Raw genomic sequence first — 17,093 nt, forward strand, 5'->3', positions numbered from 1 at the left:
CGTTTGACACATCACGCCGCCGTCATCTGCTCCCACCAGCCGATCAGTTTGATCGCTTCTTCCGAGCTGCTACCACAGACTTCGACATCCGCCGCGAAGCCGGAGCAGACTGCCGGGCGCTCCGGACGGCCGAAAATGCTGCACAGGTTTTCGACCGAGAGCTGCACACAACGTTCGCCGGCAGGTTTGCCATCAGGCATGCCGGGAATCGGCGAACTGATGGAGGGGGCAATGCAGCAGGCGCCACAGCCTTCACGGCATTTCATGACGAACGTTTCCTCGCGACGGGCGATGTGTAAAAAGGACGGGGAACAGAGTAACCGCTAAAACGGCTGTTTCAAATTCCCGGAACCGGGGTTTTTAGCGATAACTCAATGTGACTGACCAGTCTCCGACAAAGCGTCTGGTCCGCGGGTCACCGATGGGCCGGGTTTACTGCTTGAATTCAAAATCCAGCGCCGCACCTTCGACTTCGCGACGCTCTTCGTTGCGCAGTTGCAACTGCATTTCGTTGCTGAGCAAGCGGCCGTTGAGCTGGAATCCGTTGTTTTTCTCGCCAAACATCTGCGGCAGGATCGGCTCGCGCTTGGGCATTTCAACCGTGCCTTGGGGTTTCAATTCCTCGACCATGTCCTTGGGCAGGCTCAAATCGAGTTTGGCCGACGGCAACTTGGTTTTTACCACTTCACTGGCGGGTTTCGATTTCGAGGCGACTGGCTTGCGCTTCTTGATGACTTTTTGCTGAGGTTTCTTCGCGGGAGCTGCCTTCTGCGCAGCCGTGGCTTTTTTAGCGGGACTCGTCGCAGCCGGTTTTTCCTGAACTGCAGCGGCCACGACGCCAGGCGCATGACCGATCATCAGCAAACCCAGCAACACCCAAGCAGCAGGAAAAATCGCTTTCATGAACCCAACGACGCTAACGGCAGAGGGCCATATGCTCGCTTGTTGAACGCCACAAGACAAGCATCACCCACCGCTCGTTCAGAATCCGCCAGCGGTTTCCTGACACAGTTGCGTCGCCAACAGACCCAGAGTCATCAACGCCCGCTCCGCCTCGCGGTTCCACGGAATCCCGCAATTCAGGCGGATACAGTGGTTGAACTGCTCGGTGTTACTGAAGATCAGCCCCGGGGCAATGCTGATGCCCTGCTGCAACGCACGCACATGCAATTCTTGTGTATTGACCCTGCCCGGCAGACTCACCCAAAGGATGAAACCGCCCGTGGGCCGGGTCATTTGCGTGCCTTCGGGGAAGTACTGCTGCACCGCCAACTGGAAGGCGCTGAGGTTTTTCCGGTATTCCTGGCGGATGTACCGTAAATGCCGGTCATAACCACCGTTTTCCAGATAAGCGGCAATCGCCATCTGCGTCACGCTGCACGCCGAGTGGGTGCTGAAGGTCTGCAAGCGCTGGATTTCCTGCTGATACTTGCCGGCGATCATCCAGCCGATGCGCACACCGGGTGACAAGGTTTTGGAAAAACTCGAACAGTAGATCACCCGATCCAGCCGGTCATAAGCCTTGAGCGCTTTGGTTTTGCCTTGCTCGAACATCAGTTCGCCATAGATATCATCTTCGACGATCTGGATATCGAAGTCCGAGGCCAGGCGCAGCAACTGTTTCTGTCGTTCTTCGGGCATGGTGCCGCCCAGCGGATTGCTCAGGCGCGTGGTCAGCACCAGCGCTTTGATCGACCATTGGTTGGCCGCCAGTTGCAGGGCTTCGAGGCTCATGCCGGTGGCCGGATCGCTGGGAATCTCGATGACTTTCAGGCCGAGCAGGTCAGCCAGTTGCAGCAGACCGTAATAGGTTGGCGATTCGGCGGCGATCAGATCGCCCGGACGGGTCAGCACACGCAACGACATCTGCAGGGCATCGACGCAACCGTGGGTAATCACCACTTCTGACGGATCGACCACCACGCCAGCATCGCGCATGCGGATCGCCACCTGCCGGCGCAGCGGTTCAAAACCGGGGCTGAACATGTAGCTGAAGGCGCGTGGGCTATGGAAACGGGTGACCTTGGCCAGTTGCTGATGCAGTGCGCGCACCGGCAAGTAATCGACACTCGGCACGGCGGCACCGAGCGGGAACACGCCTTCACGGCGCGACTCGACCAGAACCTGTTGAATAATGCTGCTGCGAGTGACCAGACCGGGACGCTCGACTCGGGCAATGTCCGGCGTCGGCGCAGTCAGCGCAGGTGTCTGGTGCACGTAATAACCGGATTGCGGGCGCGCCCGAATCAAGCCCTGATCTTCGAGATTGGCGTAAGCCTGCAACACCGTCGCATGGCTGACGTTGAGCTGCGAACTCATCTTGCGCACCGAAGGCACGCGCTCCCCCGGTTGATAGACACCACGGCGGATGTCTTCGGCCAGTTGCTGAGCAATACGTTGGTAGAGCAAGAGATTGGTCATGACGCAGCACTCGATTTCACGGGCATTTTATTCTTGTGTGAAACAATACCGGAACAGTTTAGAAGTGTACTGGGACAGTTGCCACATTACTCGACCATACAGTGCGGTGTCTGCCCCTGACTGTACTGATTTGTGGGCCATTCGACAGACGTAAAAAAGCCCGGCACTGCATGACAGCCCGGGCTTTCCAGAGACGCAACCCTTAACGGGCGGCGCCGAGCTGGCCTTTTTCGTCGGAGAAGACGATTTCAACCCGACGGTTCTGTGCGCGCCCACGCTCGGAAGCGTTGGCGTCCACCGGGTATTCGTCGCCGTAGCCTTCGACCTGAATGCGTTTGTCGTCGATGCCCAGGTCCATCAGCACGTCCGCCACCGATTGTGCGCGGTCACGGGACAGTTTGAGGTTTTCCTGTTTGCCGCCGGTGCTGTCGGTGTAGCCCTCGATGCGCACCACGCGTTTCGGGTTCAGTTGCAGGAACTGCACAATCTTCAGCACCACACGGTTGGCCGAGTTTTTCAGCTCTGCTTCACCGGTGTCGAACAGCACGTCGCCGAGGGTCATCACCAAACCGCGATCAGTCTGTGTGGTGGCCAGTGCGACGATCTGTTCTTCCAGCCATTTGCCCTGCTGCTGTACGCTCAGCAATTTCGACTCACGCAGGGCCAGTTGCAGACGCTGACGTTCCAGTTCGAGCTTGGCGGCGCGCTCTTCGTTGAGCACCTGATTGGTGTGCTCGCGGGCGATTTCGCTGTAGCGCTGGCTCAGGTAGGCGTAATGCACCACGTCGGAACCGCTGCCCCAATAGGTCGACAGGCGATCGGCACGGGCCAGCGACTCACCGGCACGGATCACGTCTTTCGGCGCGATGCGCAGCACGTTGGAGTCTTCCTTGACCTTCTGGAAGTCAGCGCTGGCTTCTTGCAGAGCAGACTCGCTGTGTTGCCCGGCACAGCCGTAAAGGCTGGCGCAACCGGCGAGAATCAGACCGCCGAGAACTTTCGACTTGAAGCTCATTGGGCATCTCCCAGTTGCTTGCGCAGTCGGACGATGCGGGTATTGAGAACATTCACCTGCTCTTCACTTTTTTGGGTCAGCACTTTGGCTTCGGCCAGACGCGCATCCAGTTCCGCCTGCTCGGAACGCATGCGCGCATTCCGGTAGGACTCGTCAGCCATGTTGCCTTTGGCGCGGTTGTATTTGGTTTCGGCCAGTTTCATTTCCGGCACTTCGTCGGCGGTGGCGCCAACAGCCTTGGCCTGGGTGATGGCTTGTTCGGTCAGGCGCATTTGCTCATTGGGTGCCGGATCGGTCGCGCAACCGGCCAGAGCCAGAACGGCCACAGCCGCGAAAAGAGGTCGAATACTCACTAAGAATCCCTACTGTTTTGGGGCACTGACAGGTGGTTGCGGCTGTTGCTGCTGCGCCTTCCAGCGCTCGATATTGCGTTGCAGCGCGGCTTCCGTCAGTCCGGACGCGGGCAATTCTGTCATCTTTTTGGCTAGCTGTCCGCGCAACCACGGATCGTTGCAGGCCGAGTTATGCGAAACCGCGAGGAACAGCCCCGGGCGATCGATGGGTTGCTCGAACGCCAGCAAGTCATTGGCCATGCCCAACGCCTGCGCGGCGGCCATGCCCGAGTAGCGACCGGCAAGTACATATTCCACTTCACCGAGGAGCAGTTTCTGTAGCGCCTGGGTGAGGTTGGCTGTCTTGATCAGGGTCAGATTCTGCTCGGCGAAAGTGCCGAATGCCTGGGTGATTCGAGACTTTTCCGACAGCGCACCCGCGTGGCCGTGCAGGTCTTTGGCTTCGCCGTAGACCAGCGTCGAGCCTTTGCGTGTCCACACCAGATAGTCGTTTTCCAGCAATGGCGGATGGATGTAGTCGAGGTTTTCCAGCTCATTGAAGGTCAGCGGCGCATCGGCGAGCATGTCCATGCGCCCACTGCGCACTTCGTCGAGGGCTTGCGAGCGTTTGCCGGCGTAGAGCAATTCGACTTTGATGCCGAGATCCTTGGCCACTTGCTGTAACAGGTCGGCACTGGCGCCGATCAACTGCTTGGGATTCTGCGGGTCCTGCCACAGATACGGCGGTGCATCCGGGCTGCCGGTGACGACAAGGCGCTCGCATTTTCCGGCGGCCATCACCAGCCCCGGCAACAGGGCCAATCCCAACAACCATCCGCAACGCAGATCCATGGCAACACGCTCCCACTCAAATCCGAGACAAAAAAAAGCCCGACCAAAAGGTCGGGCTCTTTATAAGTGAAGCCGCTGGATTAGACCAGCTTCTCCAGCTCAGGGACGGCTTCGAACAGATCCGCCACGAGACCGTAATCGGCCACCTGGAAGATCGGCGCTTCTTCGTCCTTGTTGATCGCAACGATCACCTTGGAGTCTTTCATACCGGCCAAGTGCTGGATCGCGCCGGAGATACCGACGGCGATGTACAGCTGTGGCGCAACGATTTTGCCGGTCTGACCGACCTGCATGTCGTTGGGTACGAAACCTGCGTCGACCGCGGCGCGCGAAGCACCGACGGCAGCACCCAGCTTGTCGGCCAGGGCGTACAGGTGTTTGAAGTTGTCGCCGTTCTGCATGCCGCGGCCGCCGGAAACGACGATCTTGGCAGCGGTCAGTTCTGGACGATCGGACTTGGCCAGTTCTTCACCCACGAAGCTCGAAGTGCCAGCGTCGTGCGCAGCACCAACAGCTTCAACAGCAGCCGAACCACCTTCAGCAGCAACCGGGTCGAAACCGGTGGCACGCACGGTGATCACTTTGATCGATGCGGTCGACTGTACGGTAGCGATGGCGTTACCGGCGTAGATCGGACGCTTGAAGGTATCAGCGCTTTCGACCGAGATGATCTCGGAGATCTGGTCAACGTCCAGCTGCGCAGCAACGCGCGGCAGGATATTTTTGCCGTTGGAGGTGGCGGCGGCCAGGATGTGGCTGTAACCAGCGCCCAGCTCTGCAACCAGCGGAGCAACGTTTTCCGGCAGCTGATGCGCGTAAGCGGCGTTGTCAGCGTTGAGGACTTTGCTCACGCCAGCGATTTTCGCCGCGGCTTCAGCCACGGCGCCAGCGCCTTGGCCGGCAACCAGAACGTGGATGTCGCCGCCGATTTTGGCAGCAGCAGCCACGGTGTTCAGTGTGGCCGGGGCCAGCACTTTATTGTCGTGTTCAGCGATTACCAAGATAGTCATGATCAGATTACCTTCGCTTCGTTTTTCAGTTTCTCGACCAGTTCAGCCACCGACTTGACCTTGATGCCTGCGCTGCGTGCAGCCGGCGCTTCGACTTTCAGGGTCTTGTTGGTGGAGGCGGTGGAAACGCCCAAAGCGTCCGGAGTCAGCACTTCGAGAGGCTTCTTCTTGGCTTTCATGATGTTTGGCAGGGACGCATAGCGCGGCTCGTTCAAACGCAGGTCGGTGGTTACGATTGCCGGCAGTTTCAGGGAAACCGTCTGCGCGCCGCCGTCGATTTCGCGGGTCACAGCAACGCTGTCGCCAGAGACTTCGACTTTCGATGCGAACGTGCCCTGACCGTAGCCGCTCAGTGCAGCGAGCATCTGGCCAGTCTGGTTGTTGTCGCTGTCGATGGCTTGTTTGCCAAGGATCACTAGCTGTGGCTGTTCCTTGTCGACAACAGCTTTCAGCAGCTTGGCAACGGCCAGGGAAGTCAGATCTTCGGCGGATTCGACGAGGATGGCACGGTCGGCACCCAGAGCCAGTGCGGTACGCAGCTGCTCCTGAGCGGTGGTCGGGCCGATGGAGACGACGACGATTTCAGTCGCAACGCCTTTCTCTTTCAGGCGTACGGCTTCTTCCACTGCGATTTCGCAGAACGGGTTCATCGACATCTTGACGTTGGCGAGATCGACGCCGGAATTGTCCGCCTTGACGCGAACCTTGACGTTGTAATCCACAACGCGTTTGACAGCTACAAGAACCTTCATGGATTCCTCGTTACTCTCCGGTGAAAAGAAAGTCGCCTAGGCGAACCTGGCGGTTGATGCTCATCAGGCTAAAAGGGCACCTCTAAAAACGCCGACCGGGGTGCGAAATGATTCCACGATGTGAGGGGGTGCGACCGTTCGTCAGTGGTGACCGACAAGTCATTGATCCTCACGCTGTGTAAACTGCGCGCCAGACTGCGCTGCGCATCACTCTCAACCACCTGTGCCCTGTCTTTAGACGTGCTCTTGAAACCGCCAGTCTGCCTACGACGAGCGCAAAACCGCCCGTATCTTGACCGGAACGCCTATTCCGGTCAATACAGCAAAATGACCATTCATAAGCCGCGCTTCTTTGATTTCTCTGGGCTGGAGCCGATTCAAACAAACGTTTGTATTGGACGCTCGGAGTGGTGTAGATATAATGCGCCGCCTAGAGAGAAAGGTCTGTTCTCCAATATTCCCCTTGACGTTAACGTAAAGGAATAGCGGATGCGACATCAAACCTCCAAATTAGAAAAAAAACTGTTGAGCCTTGAGTAGGAGATAGCCTGTGGAACGCGAATACATGGAATTCGACGTGGTCATCGTCGGTGCCGGCCCCGCTGGCCTGTCCGCCGCCTGCCGTCTGAAGCAGAAGGCCGCCGAAGCCGGTAAGGAAATCAGCGTCTGCGTGGTCGAAAAAGGCTCCGAAGTCGGCGCACACATCCTCTCCGGTGCCGTGTTCGAACCACGCGCTCTGAACGAACTGTTCCCGGACTGGAAAGAACTCGGCGCCCCGCTGAACACGCCAGTGACCCGCGACGATATTTTCGTGCTGAAAAACGCCGAAAACGCGCAGAAGATTCCTGACTTCTTTGTGCCCAAGACCATGCACAACGAAGGCAACTACATTATTTCCCTCGGCAACCTGTGCCGCTGGCTCGCCCAGCAGGCCGAAAACCTCGGTGTAGAAATCTACCCAGGCTTTGCCGCTCAGGAAGCGCTGATCGACGAGCAAGGCGTGGTGCGCGGGATCATCACCGGTGATCTCGGCGTCGACCGCGAAGGCAACCCGAAAGAAGGCCTGTACACCCCGGGCATGGAACTGCGTGGCAAGTACACGCTGTTCGCCGAAGGTTGCCGTGGCCACATCGGCAAGCAACTGATCAAGCGCTACAACCTCGACAGCGATGCCGACGCCCAGCACTACGGCATCGGCCTGAAAGAAATCTGGGAAATCGACCCGGCCAAACACCAGCCAGGTCTGGTGGTGCACACCGCCGGCTGGCCGCTGGATATCATGGGCACCGAAAACACCGGCGGCTCGTTCCTCTATCACCTGGAAAACAACCAGGTGGTGGTCGGTCTGATCGTTGACCTGTCCTACAGCAACACTTACCTGTCGCCATTCGACGAGTTCCAGCGCCTCAAGCATCACCCGGTGCTGGCGCAGTACCTCGAAGGCGGCAAGCGCATCAGCTACGGCGCCCGCGCGATCTGCAAAGGTGGCCTGAACTCGCTGCCGAAAATGGTCTTCAAGGGCGGCGCGCTGATCGGTTGCGACCTCGGCACCCTGAACTTCGCCAAGATCAAAGGCAGCCACACCGCGATGAAGTCCGGCATGCTCGCCGCTGAATCGGTGGCTGACGCGCTGTTCGCGGAAAAGGACGGCACTGAAGAACTGACCACTTATGTGGACGCGTTCAAGAAGAGCTGGCTCTACGACGAACTGTTCGCCAGCCGCAACTTCGGCCCGGCGATCCACAAGTTCGGCGCTATCGTCGGCGGCGGTTTCAACTGGCTGGATCAGAACATCTTCGCCGGCAAACTGCCGTTCACTCTGCACGACACCAAGCCGGATTACGCTTGCCTCAAGCTCGCGGCCGACTGCAAGAAGATCGACTACCCGAAACCGGACGGCAAACTCAGCTTCGACAAGCTCAGCTCGGTGTTCATCTCCGGTACCAACCACGAAGAAGAACAGCCGTGCCACCTGAAGCTGACCGACCCGAGCATCCCGATCAGCAAGAACCTGCCGCTGTACGACGAACCGGCGCAGCGCTACTGCCCGGCAGGTGTATACGAAGTGATCACCAAGGAAGACGGCGAAAAACGCTTCCAGATCAACGCCCAGAACTGCGTGCACTGCAAGACCTGTGACATCAAGGACCCTTCGCAGAACATCACCTGGGTCACGCCGGAAGGCGCTGGCGGCCCGACTTACCCGAATATGTAAGTCGAAAAGCTGAACAACAAGGCTCCCGATTCGGGGGCCTTTTTGTTGCCCACAATTCCTGCAACACCGCCGAACCCTGTAGGAGTGAGCCTGCTCGCGATTGCGGTGTGTCAGTTGACGATGATGCTGATTGACACACCCCTATCGCGAGCAGGCTCACTCCTACAGGGGATCTTCGTCAGCTCAGGCAGCGCGCTCGTCACCCGGGCTGCGCTCGAAATAGCGCTTGTACTCACGGCTGAACTGCGACGTACTCTGATATCCCACCCGATGCGCCACCTGCGCCACACCCAAGCCTTCGGCGACCAACAACGTCTGCGCCTTCAACAAGCGCAAACGCTTCAGATACTGCACCGGCGACAACAACGTGCTGCGCTTGAAATGCTCATGAAAGGTCGACACGCTCATGTTCGCGCAACCGGCCAGCGTCTCGACATTCAACGGCTCGGTGTAATGCGCATGCAGATGACTGATCGACGCCGCCACCCGCGCGAATTGCCCCTGCTGCTCGACCAGCGCCCGCAACACATCGGCCTGCGGTCCGCGCAACGCGGTGAACAACAATTCGCGCACCCGCGCCGGCCCGAGAATCTGGCATTCCAGCGGATCGTGCAGGCAACTGAGCAAGCGCTCGACACAGCCACGCATGTCATCGTCGAGCACCACCGAGGTCATCGACTCCGGCGTCTGCGCGGGAATATGCCGCCCCGGTGCCAAGCCCATGGCCAGCACCAACTCACCGAGCAACACCCGATCAATCGCCACCGACACACCGAGCAACGGCGCATCCGGCAAGGCGAAGGTCTCACATTCGAACGGCACCGGCAGCGCCTGAATCAGATAATGCCCGGCGCCGTATTCCATGGTGCGTGGCCCGAGAAACGCCAGTTTGCTGCCCTGGGCGATGATCATCAGACTCGGTTCATAAATGTGCGGCCCGCGGGCAACGTCGCAACTGGCGCGCAACACCTGCACACCGGGCAACCCGGTCTGACTGTAACCATCGCGCAGCGCCAGCGGTTCGATCAGCGAAACCAGCCGCGCATTGGCATCAAGATGACGGGTTAATTGCATCGAATTGTTCTTCACAAAAAATCACGGAAATAGGGGATGAAAACATCATGGCAGATCCTTTTGCCAATGCGACCGATCAAACCCGTATGCCGGAGGATTAGGCATGAGACCCGGAGGAATCGTCATGGCCGACCGGTCAGTCGACGCCCAAAATGCGCCGCCTCACCTGTCACTGCTTTTGCGAGGTTTCATATGTACACCGCCATCGGCTACGCCGCCCAATCGGCCACCACTCCCCTCGCCCCGATGAAGTTCGAACGTCGCAGCCCGCGCGCCGACGACGTCGCCATCGAGATTCTCTACTGCGGCGTCTGCCACTCCGATATCCACCAGGCGCGCAACGAATGGGGCATCGCCGTTTACCCGTTGATGCCGGGCCATGAGATCGTCGGAAAAGTCACCGCGATTGGTGCGAATGTCACCCAGCACAAAGTAGGCGATCTAGTCGGCGTCGGCTGCATGGTCGACTCGTGCCGCACTTGCGAAGCGTGCCAGTCGAACCTTGAGCAATATTGCCTCGAAGGTCCGACCATGACCTACGCGACTCCGGATCGGGTCGATGGCAGCAACACCATGGGCGGTTATTCCGACAGCATCGTCGTCAGCGAACACTTCGTCGTGCGCATCCCGGAAAAACTGGCCCTCGCCAGCGCCGCACCGATTCTCTGTGCCGGCATCACCACCTACTCGCCGCTCAAGCACTACGGCGTCAAGGCCGGTGACAAGGTCGGGATTCTCGGCATGGGCGGTCTGGGCCACATGGGCATCAAGTTCGCTAAAGCCATGGGCGCCGAAGTGACGCTGTTCACCCGTTCGGCAAGCAAGGCTGAAGAAGGCCGCCGTCAGGGTGCCGATCACGTGATCGTCTCCACCGACGCCGAGCAGATGAAAGCGGCTGCCGGTTACTTCGACTTCCTGCTCGACACCATTCCGGTGCAGCACGATCTCAACCCGTACCTCGACACCCTGCGCTTCGACGGCGTGCACATTCTGGTCGGTTTGATCGAGCCGGTTGATCCACCGGTACACGCCGGCAAACTGGTGATGAGCCGTCGCGTATTGGCCGGTTCGTTGATCGGTGGCGTTGCCGAAACCCAGGAAGTGCTGGATTTCTGCGCCGAACACAACATCACCTGCGATATCGAAATGCTCGACATCCGCCAGATCAACGAGGCTTACGCGCGCATGATCGCCGGCGACGTGAAGTACCGTTTCGTCATCGACATGGCGACGCTCAAGGTTTAAACCTTCAGGCCTAGCTCTGCCGAGAGCCGGGCTGTGACCCCTTTGATCAGGGGAATCAGCTCGGCCATTTTTTCCAGCGGCATGTACGGCACGGTGCTGGCGATACTGATCGCCGCGACAATGCCCTTGCTCGCATCGCGAATCGGCGCCGCCACGCAGCGGATCGACGGTTCGTTGTCTTCCAGATCAAACGCGTAGCCACCGGCGACGTACTCGGTCATGCGCTGCTCAAGCTGTTCCCACGACTGCTGGGGATGCTGCGGCCAGAACTGACTTTTCCCACCCGCCGGCAGGCTGATGTCGTACAGACGCTGCCAATCTTTCGGCGAATCATCGAGCATCAACGCCTTGCCAATCCCGGTGCGCGCCAACGGCATGCGATGGCCGACCCGCGAACGCATTTCCGGACCATTGCGGCCCGGATTCTTCAGCAGATACAGCACCTCGTCGCCTTCACGAATGCCCAAATGCACGGTGTCACCAGTCAGCGCGGATAACTCGTCCAGATACGGCCCAGCCAGGGTCACCAGCGGCAACTCTTCGCGCGCCTGGAAACCCAGCTCGATCAACTTCGGCCCGAGCAGATAACCGACTTGCGGCACCACGCGCAGGTAACGCTCATCGACCAGGCAACTGGCTAGACGATGGGTGGTGCTGCGTGTGGTGCCGATCAGCCGGGCAATTTCCTTGAGATCACGGGCGCCACTGGCCACCGCTTGCACCACACCCAGGCCGCGCAACAGCGTCTGGGTGCCGGTGGGCGCGGCATCCTTGGTTTTTTCCGGGGCGTCTTCCTGCATATCCAGCCTTTTACCGTTTGAGCGAGGGAACGGGCGGCATTATGGTCGCCCGACGCAGACCACTACAACTCGATACGCTCGACCTTGCCGACAAGCAGCACGTAGGACAAAGCACCGATCAAGGCGAGAACCGCGATATAGGTGATTGCCGGCGCGAATGAATCGCCGCTGGCGAGGAAACCGATCACGATCGGCGTGGCAATTGCCGACAGGTTACCGATGAAGTTGAACACCCCGCCGGTCAGCCCGAGCAAACGCGCCGGCGCTAACGTCGACACCAGCGACCAGGTGATCGAGGCCAGACCATTGCCGAAGAACGCCAACGCCAGAAAGGCAATCACCAGCGGCGTCGATTCAACGAAGTTGGCACCGATGATCGAGGTGGAAATCAGCAGCCCGCCAATGATCGGCAACTTGCGCGCGAAACCGACGGTGCAGCCGCGACGGATCAGGAAGTCGGAAAAGAACCCCGAACACAAAACACCAATAAACGCGGCGAGAAACGGCAGCGACGCCAACAGGCCGGACTTGATGAAGTCCATGCCGCGATACTTCACCAGATAAGTCGGGAACCAGGTGAGGAAAAACCACAGCGTCGAGTTCAGGCAAAACTGGCCTAGGTAGATGCCCCATAACTTGCGCTTGGTCAGGACTATACCGAGATCGGTCCAGCTGAATTTGGCTTTGACCTTGGCCGACTCTTGCTGAATATCGACCAGACCACCACCCTCGCGGATCAGGTCGATTTCCGCCTCGTTGGCACCTTTGAAATCCCGTGGCTCGCGATAGACCGCGTACCAGATCACTGCCCAAATGATGCCAACGGCACCGGTGGCGACGAACACCATGTGCCAGCCGAATTCGTGTTGCAGCCAGGCCAGCACCGGGGTCAGGAATGCCAGGCCGACGAACTGCCCGGAGGTGTAGAAACCGATGGCCGTGGCGCGTTCACGCTCGGGGAACCAGGTGGTGACTACGCGGCTATTGATTGGATACGCCGGGGCTTCCAGCGCACCGACCGCCATGCGCAATACAAACAACGCGATGAAACTCGCAGCGAAACCGAGCATCACCGTAGCCACAGACCACAACAACAAAGCGACGCTGTAAAGAATGCGCGGCGGCACGCGATCGACAAGCCAGCCGCCAGGGATCTGCATGGCGGCGTAGGTCCAGCCGAACGCGGAGAAAATCAGGCCGACGTGAATCGGGTCGATGCCCAGCTCACTGGTCAGCGCCGGCGCGGCAATCGACAGGTTGCTGCGGTCGAGGTAGTTGATGACCACGGTGATAAACAGCAACACCATGATGAAAAACCGCTTGCGGCTGGGCGTGACTAAAGACGCCTGCCCGGTGAGGGTTTGCGGTTGCATGGGGAGAGCCTCTTTTTATGTTTATTGAGGTCGGCCTGAGGCCTGCACTGCACTCTGTGGGAGCGAGCTTGCTCGCGAAGACGGCGGCACATCCGGCATCAATGTGACTGACCTGCCGCATTCGCGAGCAAGCTCGCTCCCACAGGGGTGTTGTGGTGTGTCAGAGACAAATCACCACTCGGCAAAGCTGCCATCGGCATGACGCCAGATCGGGTTGCGCCAGCGGTGGCCGACCGCCGCGCGCTCGATCACGTATTCCTCGTTGATCTCGATACCCAACCCCGGGCCGTTCGGAATCTTCACAAAACCTTTGTCGTAATCGAACACCCGTGGATCCTTCACGTAGTCGAGCAAATCGTTGCTCTCGTTGTAATGGATGCCCAGGCTCTGCTCCTGGATAAACGCGTTGTAACAAGCCGCGTCCAGTTGCAAACACGCCGCCAGCGCAATCGGCCCCAGCGGGCAGTGCAGCGCCAGCGCGACGTCGTAGGCCTCGGCCATGTTGGCGATCTTGCGGGTTTCGGTGATTCCGCCGGCATGGGAAGCATCCGGCTGGATGATGTCGACGTAGCCTTCGCTCAACACGCGTTTAAAGTCCCAACGCGAGAACAAGCGCTCGCCGAGGGCAATCGGTGTGCTGGTCAACGGCGCCAGTTCTTTCAACGCTTCGTAGTTTTCGCTGAGCACCGGTTCTTCGATAAACATCAGCTTGTACGGATCGAGTTCCTTCATCAGCACCTTGGCCATCGGCTTGTGCACCCGGCCATGAAAGTCGACGCCAATGCCGACGTTCGGCCCGACCGCGTCACGCACAGCGGCGACGTTGGCCAACGCCAGATCGACTTTTTCAAAGGTATCGAGAAATTGCAGCTCTTCGGTGCCGTTCATTTTCACCGCGGTAAAACCACGGCTCACGGCCTCTTTCGCTGCACGCGCGGTGTCGGCCGGACGGTCGCCGCCGATCCACGAATACACGCGAATCTTGTCACGCACTTGGCCACCGAGCAGATCACTCACCGACACACCGAGGGCCTTGCCCTTGATGTCCCACAGCGCCTGATCGATACCGGCCAGTGCGCTCATGTGGATCGCGCCGCCACGGTAGAAGCCGCCGCGATAGAGCACGGTCCAGATGTCTTCGATATTGCGTGGGTCTTTGCCGATCAGGTAGTCGGACAATTCTTCGACGGCAGCGGCCACGGTGTGCGCGCGACCTTCGACCACGGGCTCGCCCCAACCGGTCACGCCCTCGTCGGTTTCGACCTTGAGGAAGCACCAGCGCGGCGGGACGATGAAGGTGGTGAGTTTGGTGATTTTCATCTTTTTGTCTCTCTTGTAGATGCAGCGCACGCAGCGCCAGAAAGTCTTAGCGAAGGGCCTTCCACGCGGCCACGTAGGCCTTGGCGTTCACTGCCACCTGCTCCGGCGTCATGCCCGGCTTAAACAGGCCGGAACCGAGACCGAAACCTTTCACGCCAGCGTCGATAAACGCCTGCATGTTGTCCGGGGTGATACCGCCGACCGGCGCCAGCACCGTCCCCGCTGGCAACACCGCAAGCCAGGCTTTGACGACCGCCGGGCCCATCTGCTCGGCCGGAAAAAGCTTGAGAATGTCCGCGCCCTCCTCCAGCGCCGCGAAGGCTTCGGTGGGCGTGGCGACACCCGGTGACAGAAACAGCCCCGCCGCTTTTGCCGCACGCAAGACCTTGGCGTCGCTGTGCGGCATGACGATCACCTGGCCGCCGGCCTCTTTCACCAACGCGACCTGTTCCGGGGTCAACACCGTGCCGGCACCGATCAGGCAATCGACGGGCAAGGTCGTGCGCAGGATGCGGATACTTTCGTACGGCGAAGGGGAATTGAGCGGTACTTCGATGACGCGAAATCCGGCTGCATACAGGACTTCTCCGACAGCGGCAGCTTCCTGCGGATGCAGGCCACGCAGAATTGCGATCAGACCGTTTTGCGCCAATGCTTGCTTGAGCATGTCAGGCCTCCAGTCAGGGTTAACGGGATGAGGAATCGATCAGTCCGGCGGCCAGCGCCAGTTGCCACAAGCCACGCTCGGTGGCCTGCTCGGCCAGCGTCACGTTGGCGAAACCACAGGCGTCGAGGGCGCGGCTGTAGCGCGCACAGAGTTGCGCGTTGCCGATGAGGATGATCGAAGGAAGATTCGGGGTGTTGCGGCGACGCCGCTGAACCGTGGCGAGCGCCGCCAGTTCATGGCCGATCATCAGGCCGGACAGATAATCCGCCTGCGCGGTCGGGCTGAGTTCGCCGGTCAGTCCCAAGGTACGGGCGCTGAATAAGGTCGACAGCACGCCAAGCTCACCGTCCGTCGACTGCGCAACCTGCACGCCGCGGTCAAACGCCTGAGCATCGAACGTCGCGCTGTGTTGCTGGGTTCGGCCGAGGATGCTGTGTTCGCTGAGCACGGCGAATACTTCGCCAGTCATGAAGGTATCGAAATGGGTGATGCGGCCATCGACCACTTCCACCCATTTCGAATGGCTGCCCGGCAGGCCGATCAACAAGTCGCTGCCCGCTTCGGCCGGAAGATTCTGCAGAACACCGAGGACTTGAGTCTCTTCGCCACGCATCACGTTCGGCAGACGCGAACGCTGGATCACCCCCGGCACGATATGCACCACGGTGCCGCGCAGGCTGACAACTGTTTGTAGGGAATTTCCGAGATTGGCGACATTCGCCGGCGTCTCGCAGTAGGCCGCTTCACGCCAGCCCTGCGCACTGCCGACCATGCCGCAGGCGATCACCGGCAGATCCGGCTGCGCATCGAGCCAGTCGCCGCACGCCTCGTCGAACGCCAGTTCAAACCCATCGGTGCATTCGCCACCGTTGAGGACTCGCGGGGTCTTCGGCAGTTGCATGATGCCGGACGACAGCGCGCGCTGCTCCAGCACCACGCCGCCCGCCGCGAGTTTGTAAGCACGTAATGAGGTCGTCCCCCAGTCGATCGCGATCAATTGCGCCAGCATCGCTTCACCTGTTTTGTTTTTGGCAGTGAGTGCGACGGACTATAGACCTCTCAGGCGCTAAATCTCAATATGTAATTTTACATCCCATATTCTGGGACAGCATCAGTCCATTTTGTCCAACGCTGAACGACATCCAGATCATTGTTGATCAGGATCCTCACTGTTTCGTCCTCGCTGGATCCCACCTCATGCGTGTGGCCCTTGTCGTCAGTTATTCCAGGCTCCCGGCGTCCGTCAGCGCGAATAATGGTGTACGTCGCGAAGGGTGCCGGGTTTTCCTCTGAACCTGAAACAACCTTCAGCTTCGTGTTGTTCGGTGCAAACGAAGCCAACATGCCGGCATAGGGCGCGTCGCTACAGAGTCCGAGGCTGTCAATCTGGTCATAGCCGAGCGCCAGGTCATAGCGCCAGCGCACGATGCACACTGAGGCAAAAGGCAGCAACGACCTTGGTTGGTCGGGCTGTTTGAGCGAAATACGCGCGGGTGCCACGCGCGGATGTTCTATTGCGGTAATGAACCGCGATGTGGGCATGTACATGACTTTCGAGTAATACGCCACGAACGGGAACGCGGTGATCACCACCTTGCACGGAATGTATTCCTGCGGTTTGAGTATCTGCACCAACTCAACCGGTCGGATGTGGTTACGGCCGTCATTGACGGCGTGATTCTCGACACTGATATTCGCGAACATCTCGTAGCGACGATCGCCTTCGATCAAGCGCATGCCGCTGACGATTCCCGAGGCTTCCAGGACGATTTCATGTTCGATGGAAAAATCCGGATCGCCATTCAACGAGCAATGGATCCAAGTACCAATCTGCCCTCGTCGCCCATGATCCTCATACAGGTCAATCAGGTTTCGGTCTGAGGTGAAACGCAGGTCGTAAGAGGAAGATATCTCGTGATTGATCGAGACAAACTCAAGCCTGGCGGGGGGAACATCCAAGTGCATGCAAGAGGAACACAACGCAAACAAAAAAACCAAAAGCAACCTTGCCATTACC

At 59.2% G+C, this 17,093-nt stretch carries 17 protein-coding genes; 2 read left to right on the forward strand and 15 right to left on the reverse strand.

All coding sequences use genetic code 11. The annotated features are described in order from the left end of the window. Nucleotides 1–11: 11 nt before the first annotated feature. The 8 genes from ACW9IR_RS01430 to ACW9IR_RS01465 all read right to left on the reverse strand — a co-directional run bounded on the left by ACW9IR_RS01430 (nt 12) and on the right by ACW9IR_RS01465 (nt 6,382). Entirely contained in the window at nt 12–266 is a 255-nt protein-coding gene (locus ACW9IR_RS01430; RefSeq protein ID WP_102899999.1) for a YkgJ family cysteine cluster protein, read from the reverse strand. A gap of 166 nt (nt 267–432) precedes the next feature. Continuing rightward, entirely contained in the window at nt 433–903 is a 471-nt protein-coding gene (locus ACW9IR_RS01435; protein ID WP_110720366.1) for a translation initiation factor 2, read from the reverse strand. A 78-nt stretch (nt 904–981) separates the two neighbouring features. Continuing rightward, nucleotides 982–2,421 carry an aminotransferase-like domain-containing protein gene (locus tag ACW9IR_RS01440; RefSeq protein ID WP_016985994.1) on the reverse strand — a complete coding sequence of 480 codons (1,440 nt, stop codon included), beginning with the start codon at nt 2,419–2,421 and terminating at the stop codon, nt 982–984. Nucleotides 2,422–2,623: 202 nt separating this feature from the next. Beyond that, on the reverse strand, nt 2,624–3,436 hold the full coding sequence (locus ACW9IR_RS01445; protein WP_095120547.1) for an OmpA family protein: 813 nt from the start codon (nt 3,434–3,436) through the stop codon (nt 2,624–2,626). Further along, nucleotides 3,433–3,789: a DUF4398 domain-containing protein gene (locus tag ACW9IR_RS01450; protein WP_016985996.1), complete on the reverse strand. Its 357-nt coding sequence runs from the start codon at nt 3,787–3,789 to the stop codon at nt 3,433–3,435. Before ACW9IR_RS01450 ends, ACW9IR_RS01445 begins: the two co-directional genes overlap by 4 nt. 9 nt (nt 3,790–3,798) lie before the next feature. After that, nucleotides 3,799–4,620: a substrate-binding periplasmic protein gene (locus ACW9IR_RS01455; protein WP_457461317.1), complete on the reverse strand. Its 822-nt coding sequence runs from the start codon at nt 4,618–4,620 to the stop codon at nt 3,799–3,801. Between the two features lie 80 nt (nt 4,621–4,700). Next, entirely contained in the window at nt 4,701–5,630 is a 930-nt protein-coding gene (locus tag ACW9IR_RS01460) for an electron transfer flavoprotein subunit alpha/FixB family protein (protein WP_457461319.1), read from the reverse strand. Nucleotides 5,631–5,632: 2 nt separating this feature from the next. Beyond that, the gene (locus tag ACW9IR_RS01465; protein ID WP_007908338.1) at nt 5,633–6,382 is read right to left on the reverse strand and encodes an electron transfer flavoprotein subunit beta/FixA family protein; all 750 of its coding nucleotides are present in this window, start codon (nt 6,380–6,382) and stop codon (nt 5,633–5,635) included. A 550-nt stretch (nt 6,383–6,932) separates the two neighbouring features. Here ACW9IR_RS01465 and ACW9IR_RS01470 point away from each other — a divergent pair. Further along, complete coding sequence (locus ACW9IR_RS01470) at nt 6,933–8,597, forward strand: electron transfer flavoprotein-ubiquinone oxidoreductase (RefSeq protein ID WP_095120550.1); 1,665 nt, start codon at nt 6,933–6,935, stop codon at nt 8,595–8,597. 183 nt (nt 8,598–8,780) lie between these two features. Here ACW9IR_RS01470 and ACW9IR_RS01475 read toward each other — a convergent pair whose 3' ends face one another. Continuing rightward, nucleotides 8,781–9,671: an AraC family transcriptional regulator gene (locus ACW9IR_RS01475; RefSeq protein ID WP_110720362.1), complete on the reverse strand. Its 891-nt coding sequence runs from the start codon at nt 9,669–9,671 to the stop codon at nt 8,781–8,783. A gap of 192 nt (nt 9,672–9,863) precedes the next feature. On the opposite strand from ACW9IR_RS01475, the gene ACW9IR_RS01480 reads away from it, so the two are divergent. Then, nucleotides 9,864–10,916: an NAD(P)-dependent alcohol dehydrogenase gene (locus tag ACW9IR_RS01480; RefSeq protein WP_141127034.1), complete on the forward strand. Its 1,053-nt coding sequence runs from the start codon at nt 9,864–9,866 to the stop codon at nt 10,914–10,916. On the opposite strand, the gene ACW9IR_RS01485 is transcribed toward ACW9IR_RS01480, so the two are convergent. From ACW9IR_RS01485 to ACW9IR_RS01510, 6 genes are all read right to left on the reverse strand, one after another. Further along, entirely contained in the window at nt 10,913–11,716 is an 804-nt protein-coding gene (locus ACW9IR_RS01485) for an IclR family transcriptional regulator (protein WP_034155326.1), read from the reverse strand. The two genes, ACW9IR_RS01480 and ACW9IR_RS01485, sit on opposite strands and share 4 nt — an antisense overlap. 62 nt (nt 11,717–11,778) lie before the next feature. Further along, entirely contained in the window at nt 11,779–13,089 is a 1,311-nt protein-coding gene (locus ACW9IR_RS01490) for an MFS transporter (RefSeq protein WP_457461322.1), read from the reverse strand. A gap of 171 nt (nt 13,090–13,260) precedes the next feature. Then, nucleotides 13,261–14,409 carry a galactonate dehydratase gene (gene dgoD / locus ACW9IR_RS01495; protein WP_007908327.1) on the reverse strand — a complete coding sequence of 383 codons (1,149 nt, stop codon included), beginning with the start codon at nt 14,407–14,409 and terminating at the stop codon, nt 13,261–13,263. A 46-nt stretch (nt 14,410–14,455) separates the two neighbouring features. Then, on the reverse strand, nt 14,456–15,076 hold the full coding sequence (locus tag ACW9IR_RS01500) for a 2-dehydro-3-deoxy-6-phosphogalactonate aldolase (protein ID WP_457461324.1): 621 nt from the start codon (nt 15,074–15,076) through the stop codon (nt 14,456–14,458). Between the two features lie 19 nt (nt 15,077–15,095). Further along, entirely contained in the window at nt 15,096–16,085 is a 990-nt protein-coding gene (locus ACW9IR_RS01505; protein ID WP_457461326.1) for a 2-dehydro-3-deoxygalactonokinase, read from the reverse strand. A gap of 77 nt (nt 16,086–16,162) precedes the next feature. After that, the gene (locus tag ACW9IR_RS01510; RefSeq protein ID WP_457461328.1) at nt 16,163–17,089 is read right to left on the reverse strand and encodes a hypothetical protein; all 927 of its coding nucleotides are present in this window, start codon (nt 17,087–17,089) and stop codon (nt 16,163–16,165) included. Nucleotides 17,090–17,093: the final 4 nt, after the last annotated feature.

The organism is Pseudomonas sp. SDT291_1_S447 (assembly GCF_054070155.1).